17 protein-coding genes and 2 pseudogenes are annotated in these 25,243 nt (G+C 75.3%); 6 read left to right on the top strand and 13 right to left on the bottom strand.

Annotated elements, in window-relative coordinates; translation table 11 throughout:
• Position 1: 1 nt before the first annotated feature.
• The 3 genes and pseudogenes from ABGB06_RS08135 to ABGB06_RS08125 all read right to left on the bottom strand — a co-directional run.
• Entirely contained in the window at positions 2 to 1,402 is a 1,401-nt protein-coding gene (locus ABGB06_RS08135; RefSeq protein ID WP_347586805.1) for an MDMPI N domain containing protein, read from the bottom strand.
• Positions 1,399 to 1,617: pseudogene (locus ABGB06_RS08130) on the bottom strand (RNA polymerase); the annotation flags it as partial. The pseudogene ABGB06_RS08130 and the gene ABGB06_RS08135, both read right to left, overlap by 4 nt.
• Positions 1,618 to 1,977: 360 nt before the next feature.
• Positions 1,978 to 2,211 (bottom strand): annotated as a pseudogene (locus ABGB06_RS08125) (sigma factor); the annotation flags it as partial.
• A gap of 294 nt (positions 2,212 to 2,505) precedes the next feature.
• Between ABGB06_RS08125 and ABGB06_RS08120 the strand changes: the two are divergent.
• Both ABGB06_RS08120 and ABGB06_RS08115 read left to right on the top strand, forming a co-directional pair.
• Positions 2,506 to 2,895, top strand: a complete 390-nt coding sequence (locus ABGB06_RS08120) for an STAS domain-containing protein (protein WP_347586803.1) — start codon at positions 2,506 to 2,508, stop codon at positions 2,893 to 2,895.
• Positions 2,896 to 3,184: 289 nt separating this feature from the next.
• Positions 3,185 to 3,682 carry an ATP-binding protein gene (locus tag ABGB06_RS08115; protein ID WP_347586801.1) on the top strand — a complete coding sequence of 166 codons (498 nt, stop codon included), beginning with the start codon at positions 3,185 to 3,187 and terminating at the stop codon, positions 3,680 to 3,682.
• Positions 3,683 to 3,931: 249 nt separating this feature from the next.
• Here ABGB06_RS08115 and ABGB06_RS08110 read toward each other — a convergent pair whose 3' ends face one another.
• Both ABGB06_RS08110 and ABGB06_RS08105 read right to left on the bottom strand, forming a co-directional pair.
• Entirely contained in the window at positions 3,932 to 5,149 is a 1,218-nt protein-coding gene (locus tag ABGB06_RS08110) for an NAD(P)/FAD-dependent oxidoreductase (RefSeq protein ID WP_347586799.1), read from the bottom strand.
• A gap of 192 nt (positions 5,150 to 5,341) precedes the next feature.
• Positions 5,342 to 6,019 (bottom strand): TetR family transcriptional regulator, encoded by a 678-nt coding sequence (locus ABGB06_RS08105; protein WP_347586797.1) that lies wholly within the window; start codon positions 6,017 to 6,019, stop codon positions 5,342 to 5,344.
• A 318-nt stretch (positions 6,020 to 6,337) separates the two neighbouring features.
• Between ABGB06_RS08105 and ABGB06_RS08100 the strand changes: the two genes are divergently transcribed.
• Positions 6,338 to 9,154: a PQQ-binding-like beta-propeller repeat protein gene (locus ABGB06_RS08100; RefSeq protein WP_347586795.1), complete on the top strand. Its 2,817-nt coding sequence runs from the start codon at positions 6,338 to 6,340 to the stop codon at positions 9,152 to 9,154.
• A gap of 37 nt (positions 9,155 to 9,191) precedes the next feature.
• On the opposite strand, the gene ABGB06_RS08095 is transcribed toward ABGB06_RS08100, so the two are convergent.
• A complete protein-coding gene (locus tag ABGB06_RS08095; protein WP_347586793.1) occupies positions 9,192 to 9,737 on the bottom strand; it encodes a hypothetical protein in 546 nt (181 codons plus the stop codon).
• Positions 9,738 to 9,882: 145 nt separating this feature from the next.
• Here ABGB06_RS08095 and ABGB06_RS08090 point away from each other — a divergent pair, with 145 nt between their 5' ends.
• Complete coding sequence (locus ABGB06_RS08090; protein WP_347586791.1) at positions 9,883 to 12,000, top strand: endonuclease/exonuclease/phosphatase family protein; 2,118 nt, start codon at positions 9,883 to 9,885, stop codon at positions 11,998 to 12,000.
• On the opposite strand, the gene sigJ is transcribed toward ABGB06_RS08090, so the two are convergent.
• The 7 genes from sigJ to ABGB06_RS08055 all read right to left on the bottom strand — a co-directional run bounded on the left by sigJ (position 11,997) and on the right by ABGB06_RS08055 (position 20,819).
• Positions 11,997 to 12,959, bottom strand: coding sequence for an RNA polymerase sigma factor SigJ (gene sigJ / locus ABGB06_RS08085; protein ID WP_347586789.1), 963 nt, complete (start codon positions 12,957 to 12,959; stop codon positions 11,997 to 11,999). The genes ABGB06_RS08090 and sigJ overlap by 4 nt on opposite strands.
• Positions 12,956 to 13,852, bottom strand: coding sequence for an NAD(P)H-binding protein (locus ABGB06_RS08080; protein WP_347586787.1), 897 nt, complete (start codon positions 13,850 to 13,852; stop codon positions 12,956 to 12,958). The genes sigJ and ABGB06_RS08080 overlap by 4 nt, the downstream gene beginning before the upstream one ends.
• A 59-nt stretch (positions 13,853 to 13,911) precedes the next feature.
• Positions 13,912 to 14,961, bottom strand: a complete 1,050-nt coding sequence (locus ABGB06_RS08075) for a beta-eliminating lyase-related protein (protein WP_347587507.1) — start codon at positions 14,959 to 14,961, stop codon at positions 13,912 to 13,914.
• 437 nt (positions 14,962 to 15,398) lie between these two features.
• Positions 15,399 to 15,548, bottom strand: coding sequence for a hypothetical protein (locus ABGB06_RS08070; protein WP_347586785.1), 150 nt, complete (start codon positions 15,546 to 15,548; stop codon positions 15,399 to 15,401).
• A 154-nt stretch (positions 15,549 to 15,702) separates the two neighbouring features.
• The gene (locus ABGB06_RS08065; RefSeq protein ID WP_347586783.1) at positions 15,703 to 16,032 is read right to left on the bottom strand and encodes a hypothetical protein; all 330 of its coding nucleotides are present in this window, start codon (positions 16,030 to 16,032) and stop codon (positions 15,703 to 15,705) included.
• A 172-nt stretch (positions 16,033 to 16,204) separates the two neighbouring features.
• Positions 16,205 to 19,144 carry a BTAD domain-containing putative transcriptional regulator gene (locus tag ABGB06_RS08060; RefSeq protein ID WP_347586781.1) on the bottom strand — a complete coding sequence of 980 codons (2,940 nt, stop codon included), beginning with the start codon at positions 19,142 to 19,144 and terminating at the stop codon, positions 16,205 to 16,207.
• A 139-nt stretch (positions 19,145 to 19,283) separates the two neighbouring features.
• Positions 19,284 to 20,819 (bottom strand): CehA/McbA family metallohydrolase, encoded by a 1,536-nt coding sequence (locus tag ABGB06_RS08055; RefSeq protein ID WP_347586779.1) that lies wholly within the window; start codon positions 20,817 to 20,819, stop codon positions 19,284 to 19,286.
• 236 nt (positions 20,820 to 21,055) lie between these two features.
• On the opposite strand from ABGB06_RS08055, the gene ABGB06_RS08050 reads away from it, so the two are divergent.
• Together ABGB06_RS08050 and ABGB06_RS08045 are read left to right on the top strand one after the other, a co-directional pair.
• On the top strand, positions 21,056 to 23,818 hold the full coding sequence (locus ABGB06_RS08050; RefSeq protein ID WP_347587505.1) for a bifunctional FO biosynthesis protein CofGH: 2,763 nt from the start codon (positions 21,056 to 21,058) through the stop codon (positions 23,816 to 23,818).
• Positions 23,815 to 24,933 (top strand): ADP-ribosylglycohydrolase family protein, encoded by a 1,119-nt coding sequence (locus tag ABGB06_RS08045; protein ID WP_347586777.1) that lies wholly within the window; start codon positions 23,815 to 23,817, stop codon positions 24,931 to 24,933. The genes ABGB06_RS08050 and ABGB06_RS08045 overlap by 4 nt, the downstream gene beginning before the upstream one ends.
• The last annotated feature ends 310 nt before the right edge of the window (positions 24,934 to 25,243 follow it).

The raw sequence follows: 25,243 nt of genomic DNA, 5'->3' as shown, positions 1-25,243 counted from the left end.
CTCAGAGGCGGGAGAGGTCGGCCGCGGCGAAGAGCACGTCGTGCACCGCGTCCCGGTCGCCGGCCACGCCGGATCCGGCGGCGGCCTCCTCCGGCGTCACCCGGCCCGCCGCGAGCTGGCAGAAGACCACGTCGTCGAGCGCGACGTGCGCCACCGCGTCCCTGGCGGCGGCGCGTGAGATGGCGGCGTCGGGCGAGTCGAGCGGTATGTACCAGTCGCCGCCGCCCGCGCCCTCGACCTCCAGGTGCAGCGTCCGGCCCGGCTTGCCGGCCGGGGTGAGTCGCCGGGCCAGGCTCGCCAACCCGGCCCGCCGGCGTCCCGCGATGCTGCCGGGCAGCCGCCGCGCGGTCAGGTCGACCAGCAGCCGCAGGTGCGGCCCGAACGGTGGTTCGTACGGGTAGCTCACCGCGTCCGCGATGTCCCCGGCGTGCACCCAGCAGGCGAACGCCCGGTCCAGGTACGCGTCGGAGAGCGCCAGCTCGACGTCCGGCTCCTCGCAGACGAAGAGACCCGGGTCGCCGTAGTCGGCGCGCGACACGGTGTACTCCCCGGTGCGGCCGCCGGTGGTGGCCGCGGCCCGCACGAGCGCGCGGGACTGCTCCCGCCACGGCCGCCAGGCCCGGGCCGGGCACTCCTTCGCGCCCGGCCGCCGGCCGCTGCCCGCCGCCGCGGCCACCGCCCCGTCCGGCGCGGGCGGCCCGTTCGTCCAGCAGGCCAGGGTGCGCGCCAGCGGGCCGCCCGGCACGGCCGACTCGCCGAGCGGGTCGGGCAGCCCGACGCTCCGGGCCAACAGGCCGTCCACCGCGAGCAGATGGTCGAGCACCCCGGCCACCGTCGTGGCGCGCCGCTCCCACGCGCCGCCCGCGTACCAGCGCAGGGCGAGCGGCGTGCGCCACTCGTCGGCGGTGATGTCGTTGAGCAGCGCGTCCAGGCGCGCGGTCTCGGCGTCGTAGGGCGCGGCCCACGAGGGCACGGGCAGCCGGGCGGGACGGCGCGCGAGGCAGGCGTCCAGCACCCGGGGGCGGAGCCCCGGGTCCACGTCAAGGCTGCGCTGCGGCTCCAGCAGGGTGGCGGCGTCGCGCAGCCGCACGGCCTCCTCGGCGCACCGCGCGCAGTCGTTGAGGTGCGACTCCAGGCGCTCCGACTCCTCGGCCGAACAGGCCGCGAGCGCCCAGGCGCCGAGCAGCGACATCAGCTCCTGGTGCTGGTCCTCCTCGACGGGCTCGCCGGCGGGGCCCGGATGGCCGGGAACGTCTCCCTCGTCCGGGGCAACGCCGTCTTCCTCCAGGCGTTCGGCGGCCCTGGGAGGCAGCTCCGTCCGCTGCTGGGGCACCCGGGGTGGCCCGGCCGCGGTCCCGCCGGGGTCGCGTTCGCCCGGCTCCCACCCGTGCGGTCCCGTCATGAGCTCTCCCGGGTCGTGCCCATCGGGTACTCGGCGGCCGTGGCCAGCAACTGCAACCCCAGGCGCAGGCGCCGGCACGCCTCCGACTCGGTGATGCCGAGCTCCCTGGCCGTCCGCCGGTAGTCCTGGTACTCGAAGCGGGTGATCTCCAAGGCGTCGCGCAGCGGCTCCGGCATCGCGGTCACGATGTAGTCGGCCCGCGCCGCGGTGGACGCCGCGTGCAGCGCGGACGCCTTGCCGGCGTCGTCCCCCGCGTGGCCCGCGGCCGCGCCCACGGCGGTGGAGGTGGCCGGTGACGCCGGCACCCCGTCCGCCGGTCCTGGCCCGGGCACCGCGGCGGTCGCGGGGCGGTCGGTCTCCCCAGCCTGTGGACCGCCGTGTCGTCGCGGGTCGGGCGTCGGGATGGTGGCCGCCGGCGGGGTCGCCTCCGGGTGGTGGGCGGCCACCGAGCGCCGCCGGTCGGCGGCCGTGGTCGATCGGCCGCTCGGGCCCGGCGGCGGGGCACCCGGGGCGCCGTCCGCCCCGGCGAGACGAGTCGTGTCCGCCAGGTCAGGCCCGGGAAGGGCCCTGCGGAGCTCGTCCAGCGCGCGGCGGTGGGCCTCGGCGGCGATCCAGGAGCGCATCGGTCCCTGGTCCGGGTCGAAGTCGTCGGGCGACTCCCAGAGGTGGGTGAAGACCTCGCGGGTCACCCGGCCGACGTCCTCCTCGTCGTCGAGCGCCCGGTGCGCGATCGCGTACGCCAGGGACACGAACCGGTCGTAGAGTTCGGCCAGGGCCGCGGCCTCGCCGCGCCGGAGGCGGTCCCGCATGCTGCGGTCCCAGTGTGGCGGCGTCTCGTGCCCCATCCGGCCCCCACCCTCCTTTGCCCGTTGCAACCTCCGGTCCCCCACGTACGTCAAATGTAGTGCGAGGGACTGCGGGGGCGCGCCCCCGAACGGCGATCCGCGCCCCGCACGTGCAGGTACGGGCTTGTTCCGGTCATCTCGCGGCGCCGGGCCGGTGACCGCGTGGCGGAACACCAGGCGTGGGCCGCCGCAAAGTGGGCACTTCGCACAGGAGAGCGGCGCGCGAGGAGGCGAGCCGGCGAACGAGAGGCTGCGGACGTGGCGCTGAAGGTGGAGGCGGAGCAACGGGGGGAGTGGGCCGTGCTGCGGGTCATCGGCGAGCTCGACATCGCCACGTCCCCGTCCGTGCGCCAGCATGTCCACGACGCGGTGGCGCAGGGCCGCAGGGACCTGGTGATCGACCTGTCCGAGGTGCTGTTCTGCGACTCCAGCGGCGTCGGCGTGCTCGTCGCCGCCCGCCGCCTGATGCGGTCCTGCGCCGGACACCTCCGGCTGATCCTTCCCGACCGGGGAGCCGAGGACGGCTCGCACGTGAACCGGGTGCTCGCGGCGCTGGGGGTACGCCGGCTCTTCGACTGCTATCCGGACCTGGCCGCGGCCACCGAAACCGCCGAAACCACCGGGGTTCCGCTCTCCGGAACGGGCTAGGTCCTGTCCGGATTCGGCCGCGCCCGGCCGCCGCGCCGCGGCGCCCTTGGATAGCTTTGGCCGCCCGTCTGGCCGCGGCCTGTCCGCCCGCTCACCCAGCCCCTGAAACGATCCCGCGCAGTCGTTCGAGGGAAAGGGTGAGATCTCGCACAGTTTGGCGCTCACTTACTCCTTTGCGCCGGAATATTCCTGAAGCGCTTGTTGTCCGACTCGCCCGTCAATCATGCTGAGGACGGCCGCGGTTGTCCGCGGTCAGAGGCGAAGTCCGCCGGTTCGGATGGTGTGAGCGGTGCAGGTGCTGGAGAAACAGCTGGAGGTCGGACCGGAGCCCACGGAGGTCGGGCGAGCCCGGAGATGGGTGCGGGCGGAGTTGAGTCGGGCCGCACCGGGCCTCGCCTGCCCGGACGAGGCGCAGACCGACGTTCTGGTGCTGCTCGTCTCCGAGTTGGTGACCAACGCCGTGGTGCACACCGGACGCCCGGCGCTGCTGCGGCTGAGCGTGCGCGGGCCCCGGCAGGGCGTCGCGCCGTCGCCTTCCGTCCCGCTGCGCCTGGAGGTGCTGGACGCCAGCAGCCGGGCGCCGTTGCCCCGGCGGGCCGGCGGCGAGGACACCGGCGGACGCGGTCTGGAGCTGGTGGAGCTGCTCGCCGACCGGTGGGGCTGGCAGCGCGAGGGCCGCGGCAAACGGGTCTGGTGCGAGCTCGACTGCCGGTCGGCGGACGATCCGGCGCACGAGGGCGCGCGCGAAGGGGCGCGCGACGAGGGCAAGGTTCCAGCCACCTATTGACGTGTCGTGGTGGCCTGATCACCCTTAGGAAGGGTCCGGTTCGATCCCTGGAGGCGGGGCGGTCCGGAGCGGGTGACGAGCTGCGAGGGGACGTCGAGGCCCGGGGCCAGCGAGCCCACGGCCTCGGCGAACGCGGTCACCCCACCCACGGTCCCTCCCCGCAGGGGAGGGGCCTCTCCCTGTGCGGCTCGGCCCGCGCCCCGACGCGGACGGGACGGGACCCAACCTCGGACAGCTGGCGCCCGTCGGCTAGCGCCGGCCCGCGGCGGTCGACCGGCGCCTGGTGATCGCGCGGGCGATCCGGGGCGCGTCCAGGGCGAGCTCCCGCAGCGCCCCGCTGATGGGGTTGGCGTAGCCGGTGAAGTAGAGGCCCTCGGCCGCCGGATGGGTCTCCCGGCCGTGCACCAGCGGCCCGCCGCGGCCGTCGAGCACCCCGAGGTGCCCGACCAGCGGTTCGAGGCCGCGCCGGTAGCCGGTCGCGGCTATCACCGCGTCGGGACCGATGGCCTCGCCGTCGGACAGCAGCACCTTGGCGCCGTCGAACGAGGCGACCGCGGCGACGGGCTCGACCCGCCGCCGGCGCACCGCCCTGACGAGCCCCGTCCGGCCGGTGTCGAGCAGCGGGATGGAGCCCTGCCTGACCCGCGAGTACAGGCCGGTGTCCGGGCGCGGCAGCCCGAACGACGTCAGGTCGGGGAGGCTCCGTTCCAGCGGCCTGGCCAGCCGGTCCACCAGGCCGACCGGCAGCCGCCGGCAGAGCACGGCGCTGGCCTGGGACGGCCAGCCCAGGGTGGAGCGGCGCAGGATGTGCGGCACGGTGCGGACGGACAGCCGGACCCGGGCCGCGCCGCCGGCCGCCAGGTCGGCGGCTATCTCGGCGCCCGAGTTGCCGGCGCCCACGACCAGCACGTCGCGGCCGGCGAACGGCTCGGCCGCGCGGTAGTGGCTGGAGTGCAGCAGTTCGCCGGTGTACTCGTCCCGTCCTGGCCAGTCGGGCATCAGCGGGGTGTGGTTGTAGCCGGTGGCGACCACCACGGCCGAGGCGCGCAGCACCCGGCCGCCGTTGGCCTGCAGCAGCCAGTCCCCGGACCCGGCGGGCGCCGGGCCGGCGGCGTCCGCCCCGGCCGCGCGGTCGATCCGGGACACCTCGACGCCCGTGGCGAGATCCAGCTGGTGGTACTCCGCGTAGTCCTCCAGGTAGCGCACGAAGTCGTCGCGGCGCACCCAGCGGCCGGCCGAACGCGGGATCGGCAGCCCGGGCAGCGAGGACCAGCGGCGGGTGGTGTGCAGCCGCAGCCGGTCGTAGTGGCCCCGCCAGGACGCGGCGACGTCGTCCGACCGTTCCACGACGACGGCCCGCACGCCGCGGCTGCCGAGCACCGCGGCCGTGGCCAGGCCGCCCGGGCCCGCGCCCACCACGTAGACCGGGTGGTCGGGCGACGAGCCGTGCGTCGGGTTGCTCGACATGCGCATGAGGATACGCAGGAGGCCCGCGCCCCATCAGGGGGCGCGGGCCTCCTGCGGCGGCGCGCGACGGGTGCGCGGTGGCACGGGGGGCACGCGGGGCCGGCCCGGGGAGGCGCACCGGTGACAGGAACCGGGCACGGCGCTCCCACAGGCCGCGGGGGTCCGCTGCGAGGCACCCCCACACCTCCGGGGTTACTTGCCGGACGGGGAGGTGGGCTTGCGCCCCGTCACGCCGAGGTGCAGCAGCTGCGTCAGCGCCGGCCTGAGGTCGGTCTGCTTGGCGCCCAGCGACTGCAGGCTCTTGGGCTGGGACGCGACCGCGGAGAGCATGGTGACGAGGGAGCCGGCCAGCGCCACGGCCGACACGTCCTTCTTCCCGGCCGACGAGCCCGACCGGCCGCCGCGCCCGCGCAGCTCCTCGATGCTCTCCGCCAGCGGCTTGACCACCGCGCCCTGCACCCGGGTGCGGATCCGCACGAACCGGCGGTCGCCCTCGGCCGCGCCGAGGTCGATCACCCGGAGGATCGCGTCGTTCCTCCGCCAGAACGCCAGATAGCCGTCGACCAGCTCCTCGGCGGTCTGCCGCCCGGCGCGGCCCGCCCAGGAGCGGCCGGCGACCAGCTGGGAGAGCCCGGAGCTCTCGCTCACCGCGCCCTCGGCGATCTCCAGCACGGCGGCCTCGACGTCGGGGAAGTACTGGTAGAAGGTCGCCGGCGAGGTGCCGGCCTTCCTGGCGACGTCGATGACCTTGACGTCGCGGTAGGCGGAGGTGCCCAGCATCTTGCCGAGACAGTCGAGCAGCTTCTGCCGTGTCGCCTGGCCCCGTCGGCCGGCCACCCGGCCGTCGACGGTCGTTACCTGTCCTGTCATGACGTCAGCTTATCGACACGTGATCAAATCGCTATCTGACTGCATCCGAACGGGGCTCGCGGCCCCGCCGACCTCGTGCAAGGGGCCGATCGGGGCGCCGCGCCACGCCCGGACATTTCCGGCCATCGACCGAGGTCGACGGGCATGACGCGTATGACCGGCGGGCTCCGACACGTCGTCGCATCACCGGCCCCGACTTCACCACTGTCGGTGCCGGGGGGAAGAATCGGCGAGGTAGGCCGTGCCGCCACGGGGCAATGAGATGCTGCATGGGGCGGTACGCACTCGGGAGCGCCCAAACGGGGAGGTGTCTGGCATATGGAGCAGCTGACGCAGCACGATCCGCGCCGGATCGGGCCGTTCGAGGTGCTCGGCCGGCTGGGCGCCGGGGGCATGGGCCTGGTCTACCTGGCCCGATCGGCCTCCGGCCGGCGGGTGGCGATCAAGACGGTCCGCAGCGAGCTCGCCGAGGACCAGCTCTTCCGCGTGCGCTTCACCCGTGAGGTGGAGGCGGCCCGCGCCGTCAGCGGCTTCTACACGGCGGCCGTGGTGGACGCGGACCCGCGGGCGGCCGTGCCGTGGCTGGCCACGGCGTACGTGCCGGCGCCGTCGCTGGAGGAGATCGTCACCGAATGCGGCCCACTGCCGGCGCAGGCGGTGCGCTGGCTGGCGGCCGGGGTCGCCGAGGCGCTCCAGTCGATCCACGGCGCCGGCCTGGTGCACCGCGACCTCAAGCCGTCCAACGTGCTGGTGGTCGAGGACGGCCCCCGGGTCATCGACTTCGGCATCGCCTCCGGCGTGTCGAACACCCGGCTGACCATGACGAACGTCGCCGTCGGCACCCCGGCGTACATGTCGCCCGAGCAGGCCCGCGACTCGCGCAGCGTGACCGGCGCCAGCGACCTCTTCTCGCTCGCCTCCACCCTCGTCTTCGCCGCCACCGGGCATCCCCCGTACCACGGGGCGAACCCGGTGGAGACCGTCTTCATGCTGCTCCGCGAGGGGCCGGACCTGGAGGGGCTGCCCGACGAGCTGCACCCGCTGATCGAGTCGCTGATGGCGCACAAGCCGGAGGACCGGCCCACGCCCGCCGACATCCAGACCCAGCTGGGACCGCACCTCTTCGCCGACAGCGACGACTCCGGCACCGCCTCGGCCTGGCTGCCGCCGGGCGCGGTGGCGCTCATCGAGCGGCGGCGCAGCGGGGGAGTGGGGGCGCACGCCGGCTCGGGCGGGGCCAGGAGGCGTGCCCCCGAGCGTCCCTCGGGCCCCGGCCCGGGAGCCGCCTCCGCGGCCGCGCCTCCGTCCCCGCCGCCGCCTTCCTCGCCGCCTCCGTCACCGCCCCCTCCGCTGTCCGCGGCGCGGTCGTCGTCGCCCGCCTCGTCCGCACCGCCGCCGCCCCCGTCTCCCGTGCCCCCGCCGCCGTCCCCGGTGGCCCCGCCGCCCTCCCCGGCGTCGCATTCGCCCGCGGTCCCCTCCCGGGGACCGGGAGCCGCCCCCGCCTCCCCCGTGCCGCCCTCCCGGCCGGGCTGGGAGGCGCCGCCCTCGCACTCGCCTCCGATCCCCTCCCGGCCGCCGGCCGTGCCCCCCGTGGCGGCGCCGGCCGGGCCCCCGTCCGGCGGTGCCGGGGACCGGGTCCCGCAGCAGGGCCACGGGGAGCCGGTGCGGCTGCCCGGGTCGCAGATGCCCATCGGCCCCGGCCCGCACCGGGGCGTGCCCGGCGCCAGGGACGGCCAGGACGCCCTGGTCGCGGGCTCGCCCGACTGGGCCCGGCCGCCGGCGTCCGCCTCCGGCGCCACCGCGATGGCCAGCCCCGCCACGGCCAACGGCGGCGGTGCCGACGCCCGGCTCGCGGACCCCCCGCAGCCCCTGAGCCCCGGCGGCCCGGCGGCCACCCCCGGCCCGGGCCCCGGAAGCCCGGGAGGCGCGGCAGTCGCCCCCGCGCCGGCCGTCCCGCCGGCCCCGTCCGGCGACGCCGCGGCGCCCGCCCGGTGGCGCCCCTGGCGGTTCCGGATGAACAACGACCTGTGGGGCTCGCCCGTCGTGCGCGACGACCTGCTCTACGTGACGTCGTTCGAGGTGCACGCCCTGGACGTGGCCAGCGGCCGGCGGGAGTTCAAGACCCGTGAGGTCGCCTGGTCGATGGCGGTCAGCAGCGGGCGGGTGCTCGCCTCCGACGGCCCCAGCGTCTACGCGCTGGACGCCACGGACGGCTCGGACCACTGGCGCGTGCCGACCGACTCCTGGATCTACGCCCTGCGCGCCGAGCGCGGCACGGTCGTCACCGCCACCCGCGGCGGTCGGGTGCAGGCGTGGGAGGCGGGCACCGGCGAGCAGCTGTGGGAGCTGACCGGCGCGCAGGCCGACTTCGAGACGCAGGACACCGGCCCCGTGGTGCACGGCGGCGTCGTCTACGCCTGGGGCGACGGCCTGCTGTACGCGCTGGAGGCGCGCACCGGCGCCGAGCTGTGGCGGTACCCGGTCGGCGACACGTCCGTGACCGGCGGCGTGCCGGTGCGGACGCTGCCCACCGAGGACGGCGTGGTGTACGTCTGCGCCGGCTCCCGGGTGCTCGCGCTGGACGCGGCGAGCGGCGCGGAGCGCTGGCGCTTCGACGCGCCCGCGGCGATCCTCTGCCCGCCCGCGTACCAGGCCGACCGCACCGGCTTCGGCGGGGTCTACTTCGCGGACTACCTCGGCACGGTCTACGCCCTGGACGTCACCACCGGCGACGACCGCTGGCGGATCGGCACCGAGGCCCGGCAGTCCACGGAGCCCGTGGTGGTCGCCGACGGCCTGGTGCACCTGGGCAGCGGCGCCGCCATGTACACGCTGGACGCGGTCAGCGGGGCGCCGCGCTGGCGGTTCGCCGCGGGCGAGTCGATCGTGGGGTCCCCGGTGGCCAGCGGCGGCCGGGTCCACTTCGGCTCGGAGGACCACTGCCTGTACACGGTGGACGCGGTCAGCGGCCGGCTGAGCTGGAAGCTGGAGACCGGCGGCGCCATCACCGGCACCCCCGTCGTCGCGGGGCCCTCCGCCGGGGCCGCGGGGCCCGGCGGAGGGATGGTCTTCGCGTGCAGCAAGGACCGCTGCGTCTACGCGCTGGACGCGGCCCGCGGCACGCGCCAGGCCTGAGCCGGCGCCCGGCTCGGACCCGCGCGACCGCGCCTACCTAGGCAACGTCGCGTCCGCCGTGTGGCCGGTCCGGCTCCTGGCCGTACCCCCACGGGCCCTCGACCACCTCGCCGCCGCGCTCCTCGTGCGGCCGGGCCTCGTCCGCCGGCCGACCACGCCGGTGCCGGCCGCTGCCCCGGCCGTACGTCGCGGCGCCGGCCACCAGCGCCAGCACCCCGGACACCAGCGCCAGACCCACGCCCTCGCCCAGCCCGTCGCGGCTGACCGCCAGGCTGTCCGAGACCTGGTACTGCCGCACCGCCCACAGGATGGTGAAGCCCAGCACGATCAGCCCCGCCACCGCCATCAGCCAGCCCCAGCGCAGCACGCATCCGGCCAACAGCAGCACGGCCGCGACCAGCATGGGCACGAAAAGCCCGGTGACCAGGTTGGCGTTGTCGCCGGAGATGCCGTCCGAGGTGAACAGGTCCGTCATCCGGAAGGCACGCCCGTCCCGGTTGCCATACCAGTCCAGGAACGGGCTGACCACGGCGCAGGCGGCCGCCAGAACGGCGAGGACGATCCCGAGCGCGTTACGCACCATGACCGTCACCTCCGACCAAACCCATGAACTTACTCATCTTTCGGTTCATATCTCGACGCTACGTGCGGTACGCCGGGCCCGCACCCTGACGGCCCGTTCACCCTGACGGGCGGACGACCGCACATGGGGGCTAATCTCGGCGCCCATGACCCTCGCCGCCCGAACGCCGACCCTCCTGACCGCGGTGACCGCCCTCACCGCGCTCGAGCTCCTGCGGCTCGCCGGGGCCCAGACCGGCACCGCGACGGGCACGGTGCTGCTGGTGACGCTCGGCCTCGCCGCCGCCGCGCTGGCCGGGCCGCTGGTCTGGTGGCTCGGGGTGCGCCGGGCGCTGACGGCGGCCGTGGGCGCGCTGGCGGTGGCCCGGCTGCTGGTGCAGTTCCCCGGCGGGCGCGCCGTCCCGCTGGTGGCCCTGGCCGTGGCCGTCGCGTTCGCCGCCCTGGTGCTCGCGGCCCGCCGCTGCGCCGCCACCAGGGCCGGACCGGGGCGGGCGGCGCGGGCGGTCGCGCTGGCCGTGGCGGCCGACGTGGCGCTGCGGCTGACCCTCCACTCCTGGGACCCGGTGTGGCGCGGGGGAGCGTTGGGCTGGTTGGTGGCGCTGGTGCTGGCCGCGCTGCTGGCGGGCCTGGCCTGGCACGCCTACCTGGAGGTGTCCCCGGCGGCCGCGAGGCCCGGCGGGAACACGGGAGTGGAGCTGGCGCTGCTCGGCCCGGCGCTTGCGCTGTACGGGGCGTTCCTCGCCTCGCCCGGCTTCGTCGCCGCACAGGGCGGGGTCTCGTTCACCACCGCCGGCCTGTGGATCTCCGCCGGCTCGCTGCTCGGCGTCTGGTCGCTGTCCCTGTCGCCGCGGGACTGGCGGAGGCTCGCGTCCCGCCGGATACCGCCCTTCCCGCCGCGCTGGCCGGCCCGGCTCCGCCCGCGCTGGCCGGACCGGCTCACGCCCCGCCTGCCGCGGGCCCTGGGCCGCGCGCTGTCCGTGCCTCGTCCGGCCCTTGACGGGCCGGGGGGAGCCTGGCCGGCGCCGGCCGTGCTGGTGGCCGCGGTGCTGGCGTTCCTGCTGCTGCCGGCCACCGCCCCGGTGGCCGCGGCGGCCGGGATCGCCGCGCTCCCCGTGGTGCTGCGCGCGGTGCTCGCCGGCGCCACCAGGACCGGGCACGGCGCGCTGGTGGATCTGGCGCTGGCCGGCGCGGGCTGCGGCCTCGGCTACCAGCTGCTGGTGCTGCCCGACCAGCTGCGGCGGTTCGCGCCCGAGGCGTTCCCGGTGGCCGGCGCGCTCGCGCTGGGCGCCGTCGCCTGGCTAAACGCCCGCCGCGCCGCCACGGCCCCGGAGCCCGCCCCGGTCCCCGCCGGCGCGCCGGCCGAGGAGCCGCGGGAGCCGCAGGCGCCGCCCGCGGGCCCCGGCGGCCCGGACGAACCGTCCGCACCCGCCGCCTCGCTGGCCCCGCTGCCCACCGCGTTCGTGCCGGTGCTGCTGGCCGCGCTGCTGCTCGCCTTCCCGCCCCTCGCGAGCGCCGCGCGCCCGGCCCCCGACCCGTTGCCCACGGACACCGCGGGACCCGCCTACCAGCTGATGACGTGGAACGTGCACTACGCCGTGGACGGCGACGGCGACCTCGCCCCCGACGACATCCTGCGGGTGATCCGCGACTCCGGCGCGCACGTCGTGGTGCTCCAGGAGGTGCCGCGCGGCTGGGGCGGCGCGGGCGGCCTCGACCTCGCCTCCTGGCTGGCCGAACGGCTGGACACCCGGGCCGTGTGGGCCCCGGCGGCCGACCGGCAGTTCGGCAACCTCGTGCTCACCAGCCTGCCGGTCGTCGACTCCGCGGCGGTCGGCCTGCCGCGCGCCGGCGGCAGCATGGACCGCTCCTACGCGTCCGTCACCGTGCGGCTCGCCGACGGCACCACCGCCCGCGTGCTGACCAGCCACCTGGAGGGCGGCGACGCCGTGTCCACCAGGAACGCGCAGATCGAGCCGCTGCTGGCCGCCGCCCGGCACGGCCCGGCCGAGCACACGGTGCTCGCCGGCGACTTCAACGCGCAGCCCGACTCGGTCGAGATCGACACGATCCGCCGCGCCGGCTTCGCCAGCGCCCAGGACGAGGCCGGCGACCCCGACCGCATCACCCACCTCGATCCGCGTCGCCGGGTGGACTGGATCTTCGGGGCGGCCGGGGTGACGTTCGAGAACTTCCGCATCCTGGACAACGACGCCGCGCGGGCCTCCGACCACCTGCCGCTGACCGTCACGGTCTGGCTCGACTAGGCCACGCCCCCGGCCCCGTCCGGCGCCCCGCCGGGGCCCGGGTCGGGTTCCCGGCCCGGGCCGAGGTCGGGCAGTCCGGTCAGCTTGTCGGGGTTCCGCACCACGTCGATGGCGACTATCCGGCCCGCGTCCATGGTCAACGAGCACACGGACACCGTGCCGTCCTCCTCCCGCAGCACCAGCCCCGGCGCGCCGTTGACCGAGACGAACCGCACGTCGGTCCGGATCCTGGTGGCGAACGCCACCAGCCCGCGCGCCACCTTCTCGCTGCCGCGCTGCTCCGCACGGGTCGAGACCACCTTGCCGCCGCCGTCTCCGCGCCACACCACGTCCGGGTCGAGCATCGTGATCAGCTGCTCCAGGTCGCCCTCCTGGCAGGCGGCGGCGAACGCGGCCACGACCCGCCGCTGCTCGTCGTGCGTCGGCGGGAACCGCGGCCGGCCGTGCTCCACGTGCTGCCGGGCGCGCGCCGCGAGCTGCCGCACCGCCGCCGGCGAGCGCCCGACGACCTCGGCGACCTCCTCGAAGGACAGCCCGAAAACGTCGTGCAGCAGGAACGCCGTGCGCTGCGGCGGTGACAGCTTCTCCAGGATCACCAGCAGCGCCATGCTCACGGACTCGTCCAACGTGACCCGCTCCGCCGGGTCGTCCGCCTCGGACCGTGCCGCGCCCGGCTCCACCAGGGGCTCGGGCAGCCACGTCCCGACGTACCGCTCCCGGCGCGCCCGGGCGCTGCCCAACGCGTCCAGCGCCAGTCGGCCGACCGTCGTGGTCAGCCAGCCCCGCAGGTCGCGGATGCCGGCCGGGTCGGACACCCGGCGCAGCCGCAGCCACGCCTCCTGCACGCAGTCCTCGGCCTCGGCCAGCGAGCCCAGCGTCGCGTACGCCACCCGCAGCAGGTGCGCCCGGTGCTCCTCGAACGCGCGCAGCAGCACGTCGGGCTCCTGATCCCCGGTCACCGACGTTGCGCCTCCTCCACCCGCGCCTCCTCCACCCGCGCCTCCTTGACCCCCGCCTTCCTGACGCTCGCCTTCCTGACCCGCGCCTCCTTGACCCGTCGGGCCTCCCGCGCCCGTTGCGCCTGCTCCTTCCGGTGCGCCTGCCGCTCGATCAGCCAGCCGCCGAACGGGGTGCGGCCCACCGCGTCGGGCGCGTCCGGGACCGCCACGCCCTCGCGCAGCGCCCGCCCGAACCCGCCCGGCACCGGCACCCGGAGCAGGAGCGTGCGCCGGCCGGTGACCGAGCGCCAGGTCCTGGCCAGGTCGCGGAGCTCGGTCTCCTCGGGCCCGCCGACCTCGATCCGGTCGAGCAGCGGTTCGCCCTCGGCGACGCCCGCGATCACGCCGGCCGCCTCCACGGCCGCGACGGTCCGCATCCGGGCCCGCGGCACGGGCAGCAGCCGCATCCTGGCGCCCAGCGCGAACATCTCGTCCATCATCTCGTGGAACTGCGTGGCCCGGACGACGCTCCACGGCACGGAGCCCTCCGTCACCACCCGCTCCTGGTCCGCCTTCACCCGGAAGTACCCGGACGGCAGCCGGTCGCAGCCGACGATCGAGACGCACACGTGGTGCCCGACGCCGGCGGCCCGTTCCGCCTCCAGCAGCCGGCGGGCGCCCTCCACCATGGTCCGCGGGGCGCGCTTCGCCGACCGGTTGTTGCTCGCGTCGACCACGACCTCGCAGCCGTCGAGCGCCTCGGCCAGGCCGGCTCCGGTGTCCAGGTCGATCGGATGCTCCCCGGAGCTCCGGCTCAGCACCCGCACCTCGTGCCCCCGCCGGCCCAGCTCCGCGACGAGCAGCCGCCCCAACGTCCCGGTTCCCCCGGTGACCGCAATGCGTTTCGTGTCCATACCCGCAGGACGACGCAGCCCGGAAATATGTGACACCGGGGCACCCGAAAGGGACTTCGCTACTCCCGTGGCTCGACGCGGGTGAGGAAGTCGGCCACCGCCTGCTGCACGTCGTCCTCGCTCCACGCCAGCCCCGGCGCCCGGATCGCGAGCTCCGTCCTGGCCAGGCCCGGAACCGGACCAGGGCGCCAACTGCGGAACAGGGCCGTGCCGGTCTCCTCGGCCTGCAGCACCGCCGCCCGCTCCAGCGCCTCGGGCTCGCCCGCCAGCCAGACCTGGAACTCGTGGGTGTGCGGCACCTCCGGGTGCACCCGGTACCAGCCGGGGCCCTTCGCCAGCCCACGCGCCAGCGCCGCCGCGACCAGCCGGGCGTGCGCCACGTACTCCGGCAGCCGGGGCAGCTCCCGGTCGAGGCCCACCAGCGCCGCGAGCGCCGCCGGCCACTGCTGGAACGGCAGCCCGCCGTACCGGTGGCGCCACGCCCGCGCCTCGTCCATCACGTCGACGGGACCGGCCAGCGCGGCGCCGGACAGCCCGCCGAGCGACTTGTAGAACGAGACGTAGACGCTGTCCGCCAGCCCCGCGATCTCCGGCAGCGGCCGCCCGTAGAACGCCGTCGACTCCCAGATCCGCGCCCCGTCGAAGTGCACCACCGCGTCCCGCTCCCTGGCGGCGTCCACCACCGCCACCAGCTCCTCCCATTCGGGCAGCAGGAAGCCCGCCTCGCGCAGCGGCAGTTCGTAGTGCAGGATGCCGAACGGCTCGTCCAGGTGCCGGATCTCGTCGGCGGACGGGGGCGACGGCTCGTCCGCGGTGCGCAGCGGCCGGAGGCCGGCCACCCGGGTCAGGGCGTCCCGCTCGTGCTGCAGCGGGTGCGCCATCGGGTGCATCGCGACGGTGCGGTTCCCGGTGCGTTCCGCCCAGACGCGCAGCGCGATCTGCTGCGCCATGGTCCCGGTCGGGAAGAACGCGGCGCTCGGCTTCCCCAGGATCTCGGCGGTGCGTCGCTCCAGATCCTCGACGATGCCGGTGCCGTAGTGGTCGGTCCACCCGTCGAGATCGCAGACGTCGGCCCCCTCGGCCACCAGCCGGTCCAACCGCTGCCGCATGGTCTCCGCGATCGCGCCCGGCGCCAGGGCCCGTTCCGCCCGGTTCCACGCGGCGAGCCGACGGGCGTGCCAGGCCTGCTCGGCGACTTCGCCGCCTTCGGCTTCTTCGTCGATCACGGCCCGCACCCTACCGGGGCGCCCGCGCGTCCGCCCGCGCCTTCCCGAAAACAAGTGACCGGCTCGGACGGCGTCCCCTCCACGTCGCCCGAACCGGCCACTCACCCCCCGGCTCCCCCCCGGAGCACCCCCTCGGTCTGTCCGGCGACTCCCCCGTAGCCGCCGAACAGACCCTTTTTCCCTAGGAGGCCGGCCGGGCACCCCTGCATCCGACCGGTTGCGAGAAGAATGGCACTGCTGACTAAACGAGTAATAAACGCGTCAGGGGCGAGCTCGTTTATCGAGCTCGCCCCTTGATGAGGCCCCGCAAGGCGATGGGACTAGGCGCTTGGCGACTTGGGCCAACTGTCAGCAGGCGCGGTGTCCTGCGGCGTAACGGTCTCGGCGTCGGCCAGCATGGGCACCGCGGCACCCATCACCAGCGCCGCGGCTGCGGCTGCGGTGGCCAGGATCTTTCGTACACCAGTCATGCGTTGACTCCTCATGTGACTCGTGTGCTTCCTGCGGCGGCCACGACTGCCGAGGCCACAATTGTTCGTATTGATGCCCAAGGGTCGTCAGCCAGAACCGGCCGCGGCGGAAACGGCTGTCGTCGCGGCCGGTTCGGCGTTCACCTGACAGCGCCTATTCGTCGCCCGTCTTGGGTTCGTCCTTCGGGTACGAGTCGCCCGTGGGCCGCACGATCGGCTCGTCCTTCGGGTACGAGTCGGTGGGCCGCACGATGGGTTCGTCCTTCGGGTACGAGTCGCCCCTGGGCCGCACGACCGGCTCGTCCTTCGGGTACGAGTCCGCCGGCTTCACTATGGGTTCGTCCTTCGGGTAGGAGTCGCCCGTGGGCCGCACGATGGGTTCGTCCTTCGGGTACGAGTCCGTGGGCTGGACGACGATGTCCTTCGAGGGCTCGTGGTTCCCCCTGCTGCCCCTGCTGTGGTCCGGCTTCCTGTTTTCGGACAAGGTCAACCCCCATGTCGGTGTGACTAGCAGTGGGGCTGCCCTTGGACTCTCCCGTAATCCGAGCACAGGCCCCTCGTGTGACCGCCTCTCTCGGGGAGCGGCTGACGCCCGTGAGGGTCGCAGGCCGCGATAAACATTCGATATACGGCCACGAGAAGAGCGGTTCGCAGTCCTAGACGGCGGGTGACGCCAGGAGGTTCCGCACCGCCGACGCTTCGATGCTGCCGTGCTCCTCAAAGATGCTCAGCGCCTGTTCCCAACAGGCCCGGGCACGGCCGCGTTGGTCGATGGCGTCCAGGGCGCGCCCCAACACCGTGAGCACGTTGGCGCGCCACGTCGGCCCGCTGGAGTTGCTCAGCTGCGCGAGCGCCCGCTCGGCCATGGTCGCGGCCTCGGCAGGCATGTTCATGGCAAGCCGCACCTCGGCGAGTCGGAAAAGGGACAAACCTTCCCAGACGCGCTGGCGGTTGGAGCGAAAGCTGTTCAGCGCCTGGACGAACTGCTCTGCGGCGGCGACGTGTTGTCCATCCTCGGTAAGGGCTATACCCAGGGTGTACTGACCGTTCGCCAGACGCAGCGGCGAGCCCATGCGGCGCAGGATCGTGAGGCTCTGCTGTGCCAGGCGGACCGCGTGGTCGGTGCGGCCGATGTTCAGGTTGACCCTGGACAGACAGCTCAGCACGCTGGCCTCGCCGGGCAGATCGGCATCTGCCTGGTACGCGTCCAGCGCCCCCGTCAGATAGGTGCTGGCGTCGTCGGGCCGGTCCTGGTAGAGGGCGATGATGCCGCAGGCGTTCGCCGCGTGCGCGCGGGGCACCATGTCGTCGGCCAGCTCGCCGAGGGACAGCGCCTTCCTACCGTGCTTCTCCGACGCGTCCAGCCGGTCTGCCATGTGGTCTGCCTGGGCGAGCGCGGTGTAGACCCTGCCCTCGGCCCGCGGGTCGGCAGCGGACTGGGCGGCGCCGAGAAGTGCGTAGCAGGCGCGTTCGTACTGCAGAGAGAAGACGCCGGACTCCGCGAGGTCCCTGGCGGCCAGCAGGAGATCCACGGCCTTGCGCAGGCCCGCTTCGTCCGTGGACTGCTGCGCGCACGAAAGCAGGCAGTCTGCCTCGGTGAAGAGCCAGTCCACGGCGGTCGCGGGGGAGTCGAACGTCAGGCCGGGCTGGGTCGTCGGCTCCAGATGGTTGGCCAGCTTGTCGCCCGGACGCTGAAGCGTGTAGACGGTGGCGGTCGTCGCCAGGTAGAAGTCCAGGAGGCGGGAGACGGCCGCGTCGCGTTCGGCCGGGGGTTGTTCGTCGCGTTCGGCGCAGGCGCGGGCGAAGAGGCGGACGAGGTCGTGGAGGCGGTAGCGGCCGGGGGCGGCGGACTCCAGGAGGGAGGCGTCGACCAGGGACTCCAGCAGGGTCTCGGTGGTGTCGGCGTCCCGGTCGAGCAGCGCGGCGGCGGCGTGCACGGAGATGTCGGGGCCGTCGGCGAGTCCCAGGAGGCGGAAGGTGCGGGCCTGTTCGCGGTTGAGCTGGCCGTAGCCGAGTTCGAAGGTGGCGGCCACCGCCTGGTCGCCGGCCTGGAGCTCGTCCAGCCGGCGGCGCTCGTCGGACAGCTTCCGGGCCAGCGTGGCGACGGTCCAGGTGCGGCGAGCGGCCAGCCGGGACGCGGCGATGCGGATGGCCAGGGGCAGGAAGCCGCAGGCGCCGACCACGTCCATGGCCGCCTGGTGCTCGGAGCTGACCCGCTCCTCGCCGACGATCTTGGAGAAGAGGGTGAGCGCCTCCTCCGGGCTCATCACGTCGAGGTCCACCAGGTGCGCGCCGGCCAGGTCGACCATCCGGTGCCGGCTGGTGATCAGCGTGGCGCAGCTCGGCGTGCCCGGCAGCAGGGGGCGGATCTGGGCGGCGTCGCGGGCGTTGTCCAGGAGGGTGAGGATGCGGCGCCCGTCCAGCAGCGAGCGGTACAGCGCCGCGCGCTCGGACTCGGTGCTGGGCACCGCGTCGTCCGGTATCCCCAACGCGCGCAGGAACGCGCCCAGCACCGCCTGGGGTTCGGCCGGGGAGGGCCCGGCGCCCTGGAGGTCGACGTACAGCTGGCCGTCGGGGAAGTGCTCGCGCGCGTGGTGGGCGACCTGGACGGCGAGCGTCGTCTTGCCGACGCCGCCGATGCCGGCGACCGCCGAGACGACCATCACCCGGCCGCCCGCGGTGGCGAGCTGCTGGCCGAGCTCGGCGACGAACGCCACCCGGCCGGTGAAGTCCCCCACCGCGGCGGGCAGCTGGGCCGGCCGCACCGGCGGGGGCGCGGCGGTGGGGTCGGCGGGGCCGGTGAAGCTCAGCGAGGCGTCGGCGTTGAGGATCTTGCCGTGCAGTTCGGCCAGCTCCGCGCGCGGTTCGACGCCCAGCTCGTCCACCAGGATCCGGCGGGCGTCGGCGTACACCGCCAGCGCCTCGGCCTGCCGGCCGCAGCGGTACAGCGCCAGCATCAGCAGCTCCCGCAGCCGCTCCCGCAACGGGTACGCGGTGGTCAGCGCGGTCAGCTCGGACACCGACTCGGCGTGCAGCCCGATCTGCAGGCCCACCTCCAGCCGCGCCTCCAACAACGCCAGCCGCTGCTCGCCCAGCCGGGCGCGGTGCATCTCCGCCCCCGGACCCGGGATGCCGGCCAGCGCCTCGCCGCCGTCCCACATGCCGAGCGCCTCGGTGTACAGCTCGTGGGCCTGGGTCAGGTCGCCGGCCGCCGTGCTCTTCTCGGCGGCCGCGGTCAGCCGGGCGACCCGGTCGGCGTCCAACCGGTCCTCCGCGCCCAGCCGCAGCGCGTAGCCGCCGCCCTGACTGACCAGCACGTCCTTGCGCGGCCCGAGCGCGTTTCTCAGTCGGTTGGCGTAGGTGCGCAGCGTCGGAACCGGGTTGGTCGGGGGCTCCTCGCCCCACAGCGCCTGGATCAGCTCGCCCACCGTCGCGGTCTTGCCGCGTCGCAACAGCAGATCTGCGAGCATGGCGCGTTGCTGAGGCGTGCCGGAGGGCAGCGCCTCGCTGCCCCGAACTACCCGGACGTGCCCCAGCAGACCGAAGTCCAGGGCGTGTTCGTGTCGCCCCGCGGACTCCTCATCAACGGCCGCCATGGTGTCCCCTGCTTCTTGCCGTGACCTACTACGCCGCGCGTGCCGGCCCGCCGCACGCGGCCTCGCCAGTCCGCCAATCCGGCCGCGCCGAGGACAGGCGTGGGGCGCGGGCGGGAGCCCCGGACGAGAGCGTTACAGCCTATCGGCTGGAACTGTCAGTGAGGAAGACCGGATTGCTCATTGCCGCCATCGCGCCCGGAAGGCCGGAAACGCCCCCGTCCACCGGGGCGTGTCGTGCCTCCGCGCGGACGTGGGCGACGAGCGAGACGGTGGTCCGCCAGTCGATGCCGAGCGTCCCCGCGGAGTCGCCGTCGGCCGGAATCGGCTCGCTGCGCATCAGGCCCTGGTCGGTGACGAGGCGTAGCGTGCCGCCCGGCACGCCGGAGACCTCGGCGTGCACGGTGACCTCGGTCCCGGCGTCGGCGACGAGCCGTTCGCCGATCGAGGCGTGCCGGCCGCGCTCGTCGCTCACGCTCAGGCTCAGCTCCACGGACGAGGACTCCGCGAGGTAGCTGCGGCCGGCCCGCAGGCCGGCGAGGATCGCCCGCCGGCTCAGGTCGTCGGCCAGCACCACGGTCTGGGGCAGGCCGACGACCTGCGGCTCGCGGTGCGCGTCGCTGTTGCCCATGGCGGGCAGCCAGTCGCGGCCGCCGTCGCCGACGAGCATCCCGTCCCAGGTGGCCACGGCCAGCTCGTCGTCGGCCGTCCACGGCCCGTTCCACACCTCCACCGCGTCGGCCTCCAGCACGCCGAACTTCCAGGCGCAGCCGACGCAGGTGGCGTGCGGGTGCGCCGGCACCACGAGGCCCCCGGCCCGCCGGATGCGGCGCGCGTACCTGGCGTAGGCGCCGTCGCGGGCCCGGTAGCGCCAGTCGACGAACGCGCCCGGGTCGATGCCGAGCGCCAGGTAGTGGCCGTTGCGGGTGGTGATCTCCTCGCCGCACAGGATCAGCAGGTCGTCGCCCCACAGGCCCTGCCACGCGCCGTGCCCCGATGAGGTGTTGTGCTCGGTGGTGGTGATGAAGTCCAGGCCGGCGGCGCGGGCGGCGGCCGCGACCTCGGCCGGGGTGCGCTGCCCGTCCGAGTGGACGGTGTGCAGGTGGCAGTCGCCGCGGTACCACGCCCGGCCCCGGCCGGCCGCGCGCTCGGGCGGGTAGACCGGGGTGGGGGTGCGGCCCGGCGCGCCGTGGTCGAGGGTGAGGGCCAGCTCGTAGTTCAGGCCCTGCGGCGCCACGGTGTACGGGCCGAGGACGACGTGCCAGGTGCCGGCGTTGACCGGCCCGGCCAGATAGCCGGGGGTGGCCTCCTCGGCGCTGATCGCGAACTCCGCGCGGAAGCCGCCCGACCAGCCGCGGAAGCCGTCGCCCGGCAGGTCGGTGCCGCGCTCGTCGAAGATGCCGATGTCGAGGGCGTTGCCCGGGGTGCCGGCCGGCACCGTCGGCCGGTCGTAGCCGTAGGAGACGGCTATCCGGCGCACGCCGCGCGGCACCTCGACGGGGACGTACACGAAGTCGGCGGCGCCGGTTGCCAGATGACCGGTGAGGGTGCGGGTGCTGCTGCCGCCGTCCTCGGCGTGCGCGAACGTCACCGGGGCCAGGGTCAGGACCGCCGCGCCGCCGCCGGCCGCGCCGAGTCGCAGCAGGTCGCGCCGGTTGACTCCGTCGTCTGTGGCCATGGGAACTCCGTTCCGTGTCGGACCGTCCGCGTCGAGCGGTCTGGGAGGTGACCACCGTCACACGGCGAGGTGGACCGCGGGAGACGTCCCGTCAGGACCGGTGTGGACAGCGGGTGACGGTGCGCCCGCCTGCGCCCTCTCGTGCGTCAGCCGCCACGCCCGGTTGATCGGCGCCGTGTCCGGGCCTCAGGGTTCGCTCTTATCCTCGGGGCATGACTTCACGTGCGGAGGTACCGATGGCCGGGCCGCCCCCAGGGCCGCCCCCCGAGGTGCCTGTGACGGCCAACGGGATGCGGCGCGCGCTGCGCCGGGCCGACGAGGGGGTGGCCCTGGACGCGGCCGAGGCCGCCGTGCTCCTCCAGGCGCGCGGCGCCGACCTGGAGCGGCTGTGCGCCGCCGCGTCCCGGGTGCGCGACGCGGGGCTGGAGGCCGCCGGCCGACCGGGCGTGATCACGTACTCGAAGTCGGTGTTCGTTCCGCTCACCCGGCTCTGTCGGGACCGCTGCCACTACTGCACGTTCGTGACCGTGCCCGGGAAGCTGCGCGGCGCGGGACACGGGATGTTCCTGTCGCCGGACGAGGTGCTCGACATCGCCAGGCGCGGCGCAGCGCTGGGCTGCAAGGAGGCACTCTTCACGCTCGGCGACAAGCCGGAGGACCGCTGGCCCGAGGCCCGCGCCTGGCTGGACGCCGCCGGATACGACTCGACGCTCGACTATCTGCGGGCCATGTCGATCCGGGTGCTGGAGGAGACCGGACTGCTGCCGCACCTGAACCCGGGCGTGCTGTCCTGGACCGACTTCCAGCGGCTGAAGCCGGTCGCCGCCTCGATGGGGATGATGCTGGAGACCACCGCGACCCGGCTGTGGTCCGAGCCGGGCGGCCCGCACCACGGCTCGCCCGACAAGGAGCCGGCCGTCCGACTGCGGGTGCTGGAGGACGCGGGCCGGTCCAGCGTGCCGTTCACCTCGGGGCTGCTGATCGGCATCGGCGAGACGTACGGGGAGCGCGCCGACTCCCTGTTCGCGCTGCGCCGGGTCGGCCGCACCTACCGCGGCCTCCAGGAAGTCATCATGCAGAACTTCCGGGCCAAGCCGGACACCGCGATGCGCGGCATGCCGGACGCCGAACTGGCCGAGCTGGCGGCCACGGTGGCGGTCGCCCGGCTGCTGCTGGGCCCGACCGCCCGGATCCAGGCCCCGCCCAACCTGGTGGCCGGCGAGTTCGCGCTGCTGATCAGCGCCGGCATCGACGACTGGGGCGGCGTCTCCCCGCTCACCCCCGACCACGTCAACCCGGAGCGGCCCTGGCCGCAGATCGAGACGCTCGCCGGGCACACCGCGGCCGAGGGCTTCCGGCTGCGCGAACGGCTGCCGATCTACCCGGAGTTCGTCCAGCGCGGCGAGCCCTGGCTGGACCCGAGGCTGCTGCCGCACGTCACCGCGCTGGCGGAGCCCGGCACCGGCCTGGCCGTCGAGCAGGCGATACCGAGGGGCCTGCCCTGGCAGGAGCCGGACGATCCCGCGGGGCCCGCCGGCCGGGGCGCCGGTGTGGGCCGCACCGAGCTGCACCGCGACATCGACACCACGGGCCGCACCGCGGACCGGCGCGGCGACTTCGACGACGTCTACGGCGACTGGGACGAGCTGCGCACGGCCGCCGCGGCGATCGGCTCCGCGTCCGGCTCCGCCGAGTCCGCCGAGCCGTCCGGTGCCGCGACGGAGGGCCGTTCCGGCGACGGCGGGGCTCCGGCGCGGGGCCGCGCGGCGGCCGCGCGGCTGACCGACGCCGAGCGCGCCGCGCTCGCCGTGGCCGCCGATGATCCGACGCGGTTGACGGACGAGCAGGCGCTGACGCTGTTCCACGCGGACGGGCCCGCGCTGGACGCGGTGTGCCGGGTGGCGGACGACCTGCGCCGTTCCGTGGTGGGCGACGAGGTGACGTACGTCGTCACCCGCAACATCAACTTCACCAACGTCTGCTACACCGGCTGCCGGTTCTGCGCCTTCGCGCAGCGCCGCACCGACGCCGACGCCTACAACCTCTCCCTGGAGCAGATCGCCGACCGCGCCGAACAGGCCTGGGACGTGGGCGCCGTGGAGGTGTGCCTGCAGGGCGGCATCCACCCCGACCTGCCGGGCACCGCGTACTTCGACATCGCCCGGGCGGTCAGGGAGCGCGTCCCCGGCCTGCACCTGCACGCGTTCTCCCCGATGGAGGTGGTGAACGGCGCCACCCGCGCCGGACTGTCGATCCGGGACTGGCTGTGCGCCGCGCGGGAGGCGGGCGTTGACACCATCCCCGGCACGGCGGCGGAGATCCTCGACGACGAGGTGCGCTGGGTGCTCACCAAGGGCAAACTGCCGGCCGACACCTGGATCGAGGTGGTCAGCACCGCGCACGAGCTGGGCATCCGCTCCTCCTCGACGATGATGTACGGGCACGTGGACCAGCCGCGGCACTGGCTGGGCCACCTGCGCACCCTCGCCAGGATGCAGCGGGCCAACGAGGAGCGCGGCGTGGCCGGCTTCACCGAGTTCGTCACGCTCCCGTTCGTGCACACCAACGCGCCGGTCTACCTCGCCGGCATCGCCCGGCCCGGACCCACGCACCGCGACAACCGGGTGGTCACCGCGATGGCCAGGCTGCTGCTGCACCCGCACATCACGAACATCCAGACCAGCTGGGTGAAGCTCGGCACCGAGGGGGCCGCCGAGATGCTGCGTTCCGGCGCCAACGATCTGGGCGGCACGCTGATGGAGGAGACCATCTCCCGGATGGCCGGCTCGGCCTACGGCTCGCACCGTTCGGTCGCCGAGCTGCGGGCCATCGCCGAGGCCGCGGGCCGGCCCTCCCGGCTGCGCACCACCACCTACGGGCGGGTGCCGGCGGAGCGCGAGGAGACCGCGCTGGCGGCGGACGGCCGGCTGCCCGCGTTGCTGCCGCTGCTCGCCCCGGCGGCCGGCCCCGCCGAACCGGTCGCCGGAGCGCAGGGATGACGGCCCCGGTGGGCGGCGCCCTGTGGGGGCGCGCGGAGCAGCAGGACTTCCGCAGCCGGGTGCGCGGCTGCGTGCTCGGCGGCGCCATCGGCGACGCGCTGGGCGCGGGCATCGAGTTCGACTCGCTGGCGGCGATACGCGAGCAGCACGGCCCGGACGGCGTCACCGACTACGTGCCGGCGTACGGGCGGCGCGGCGCCGTCACCGACGACACGCAGATGACGATGTTCACCATCGACGGCCTGATCCGCGCCCATGTACGGCGGGACACCGGGGCCTGGCACCCGCCGACGGACGTGCACGCCGCGTACCGCCGGTGGTTCACGACGCAGCGCGAGTGGGGCCCGGACGAGCGGCGGGCCGGGGACGGCTGGCTGGCCCGACAGGAGTGGCTCTACGCGCAGCGTGCGCCGGGCCGGGCCTGCCTCAGCGGCCTCGGCGACGCCACCATGGGCACCGTCGAGAAGCCGAAGAACCCCGACTCCAAGGGCTGCGGCACGGTGATGCGCTCCGCCCCGTTCGGGCTGCTGGTGGGCTGGGAACCGCAGCTGGTGTTCCAGCTCGGCGTGGAGTGCGCGGCGCAGACCCACGGGCATCCGACCGGTCAGCTGGCGGCGGGCGCGTTCGCGGCGATCGTGCACGCCCTGGTGCGGGGCGACTCGTTGGACGCCGCGGTGCAGAAGGCGCTGGCGCAGCTGGCCAGCCGTCCGGGACACGAGGAGACGACGCAGGCGCTGAAACAGGCGCTGGGCGCGGTCCGGCAGGGCATGCCGAGCGTGGATCGGGTGGAGTCGCTGGGCGAGGGCTGGACGGCCGAGGAGGCGCTGGCCATCGGCGTGTACTGCGCGCTGGTCGCCGAGGACATGCGGCACGGCCTGCTGCTCGCGGTCAACCACAGCGGCGACTCCGACTCCACGGGCTCCGTCTGCGGCAACCTGCTGGGCGCGCTGCACGGCGAGACGGCGCTGCCGCCGGCGTGGCTGGCCGAGTTGGAGGGGCGGGCCACGATCCTGGAGCTGGCCGACGACTTCGCGATGGAGATGACCCAGGGCCCGGCACTGCACGGCCCCGGCGACTCGGCCCCGATCTGGCTGGAGCGCTACCCGCGCGGCTGAGCACACCGCCGCGTCGCCGCCGCGTCGCGGCGGAGAACCGGCGACGGTGGCGCCCGGCCGCGCGGGTGCGCGCCCGCGCGAACGGCTGCGCCGCCGCCGGCCGCCGGTGCGCGGTGACACGCACCCCCGGCGGCCGGGGCGCTCAGCCGCCGCTGCCGGCGGGCGGTCGGCCGGCCGCTGCCGAGGCGGCGTCAACGTCGGTCGGCCGCCGGGGGGATGCCCGGTCCGCCGTCCGCGTGCCGTGGTGTTGAGCCGCCCGCTCGCCACCCGGACGGCTGTCCCGACCCCCGGCGGAGCGGCCCGTGCGCCG

It is taken from the genome of Streptomyces sp. B6B3 (genome assembly GCF_039871525.1).
Taxonomy (GTDB): Bacteria; Actinomycetota; Actinomycetes; order Streptomycetales; family Streptomycetaceae; genus Streptomyces.
Note: the sequence above shows the minus strand (reverse complement) of the source record. Positions and strands in the feature narration are given on the sequence as shown.

Coding starts and splice junctions, on each gene's coding strand:
- ABGB06_RS08135 (WP_347586805.1), bottom strand. CDS start 1,402: ATGACGGGACCGCACGGGTGGGAGCCGGGCGAACGCGACCCCGGCGGG.
- ABGB06_RS08110 (WP_347586799.1), bottom strand. CDS start 5,149: ATGTCGAGCAACCCGACGCACGGCTCGTCGCCCGACCACCCGGTCTAC.
- ABGB06_RS08105 (WP_347586797.1), bottom strand. CDS start 6,019: ATGACAGGACAGGTAACGACCGTCGACGGCCGGGTGGCCGGCCGACGG.
- ABGB06_RS08100 (WP_347586795.1), top strand. CDS start 6,338: ATGGAGCAGCTGACGCAGCACGATCCGCGCCGGATCGGGCCGTTCGAG.
- ABGB06_RS08095 (WP_347586793.1), bottom strand. CDS start 9,737: ATGGTGCGTAACGCGCTCGGGATCGTCCTCGCCGTTCTGGCGGCCGCC.
- ABGB06_RS08090 (WP_347586791.1), top strand. CDS start 9,883: ATGACCCTCGCCGCCCGAACGCCGACCCTCCTGACCGCGGTGACCGCC.
- ABGB06_RS08080 (WP_347586787.1), bottom strand. CDS start 13,852: ATGGACACGAAACGCATTGCGGTCACCGGGGGAACCGGGACGTTGGGG.
- ABGB06_RS08075 (WP_347587507.1), bottom strand. CDS start 14,961: ATGCGGCAGCGGTTGGACCGGCTGGTGGCCGAGGGGGCCGACGTCTGC.
- ABGB06_RS08070 (WP_347586785.1), bottom strand. CDS start 15,548: ATGACTGGTGTACGAAAGATCCTGGCCACCGCAGCCGCAGCCGCGGCG.
- ABGB06_RS08060 (WP_347586781.1), bottom strand. CDS start 19,144: ATGGCGGCCGTTGATGAGGAGTCCGCGGGGCGACACGAACACGCCCTG.
- ABGB06_RS08055 (WP_347586779.1), bottom strand. CDS start 20,819: ATGGCCACAGACGACGGAGTCAACCGGCGCGACCTGCTGCGACTCGGC.
- ABGB06_RS08050 (WP_347587505.1), top strand. CDS start 21,056: ATGGCCGGGCCGCCCCCAGGGCCGCCCCCCGAGGTGCCTGTGACGGCC.
- ABGB06_RS08045 (WP_347586777.1), top strand. CDS start 23,815: ATGACGGCCCCGGTGGGCGGCGCCCTGTGGGGGCGCGCGGAGCAGCAG.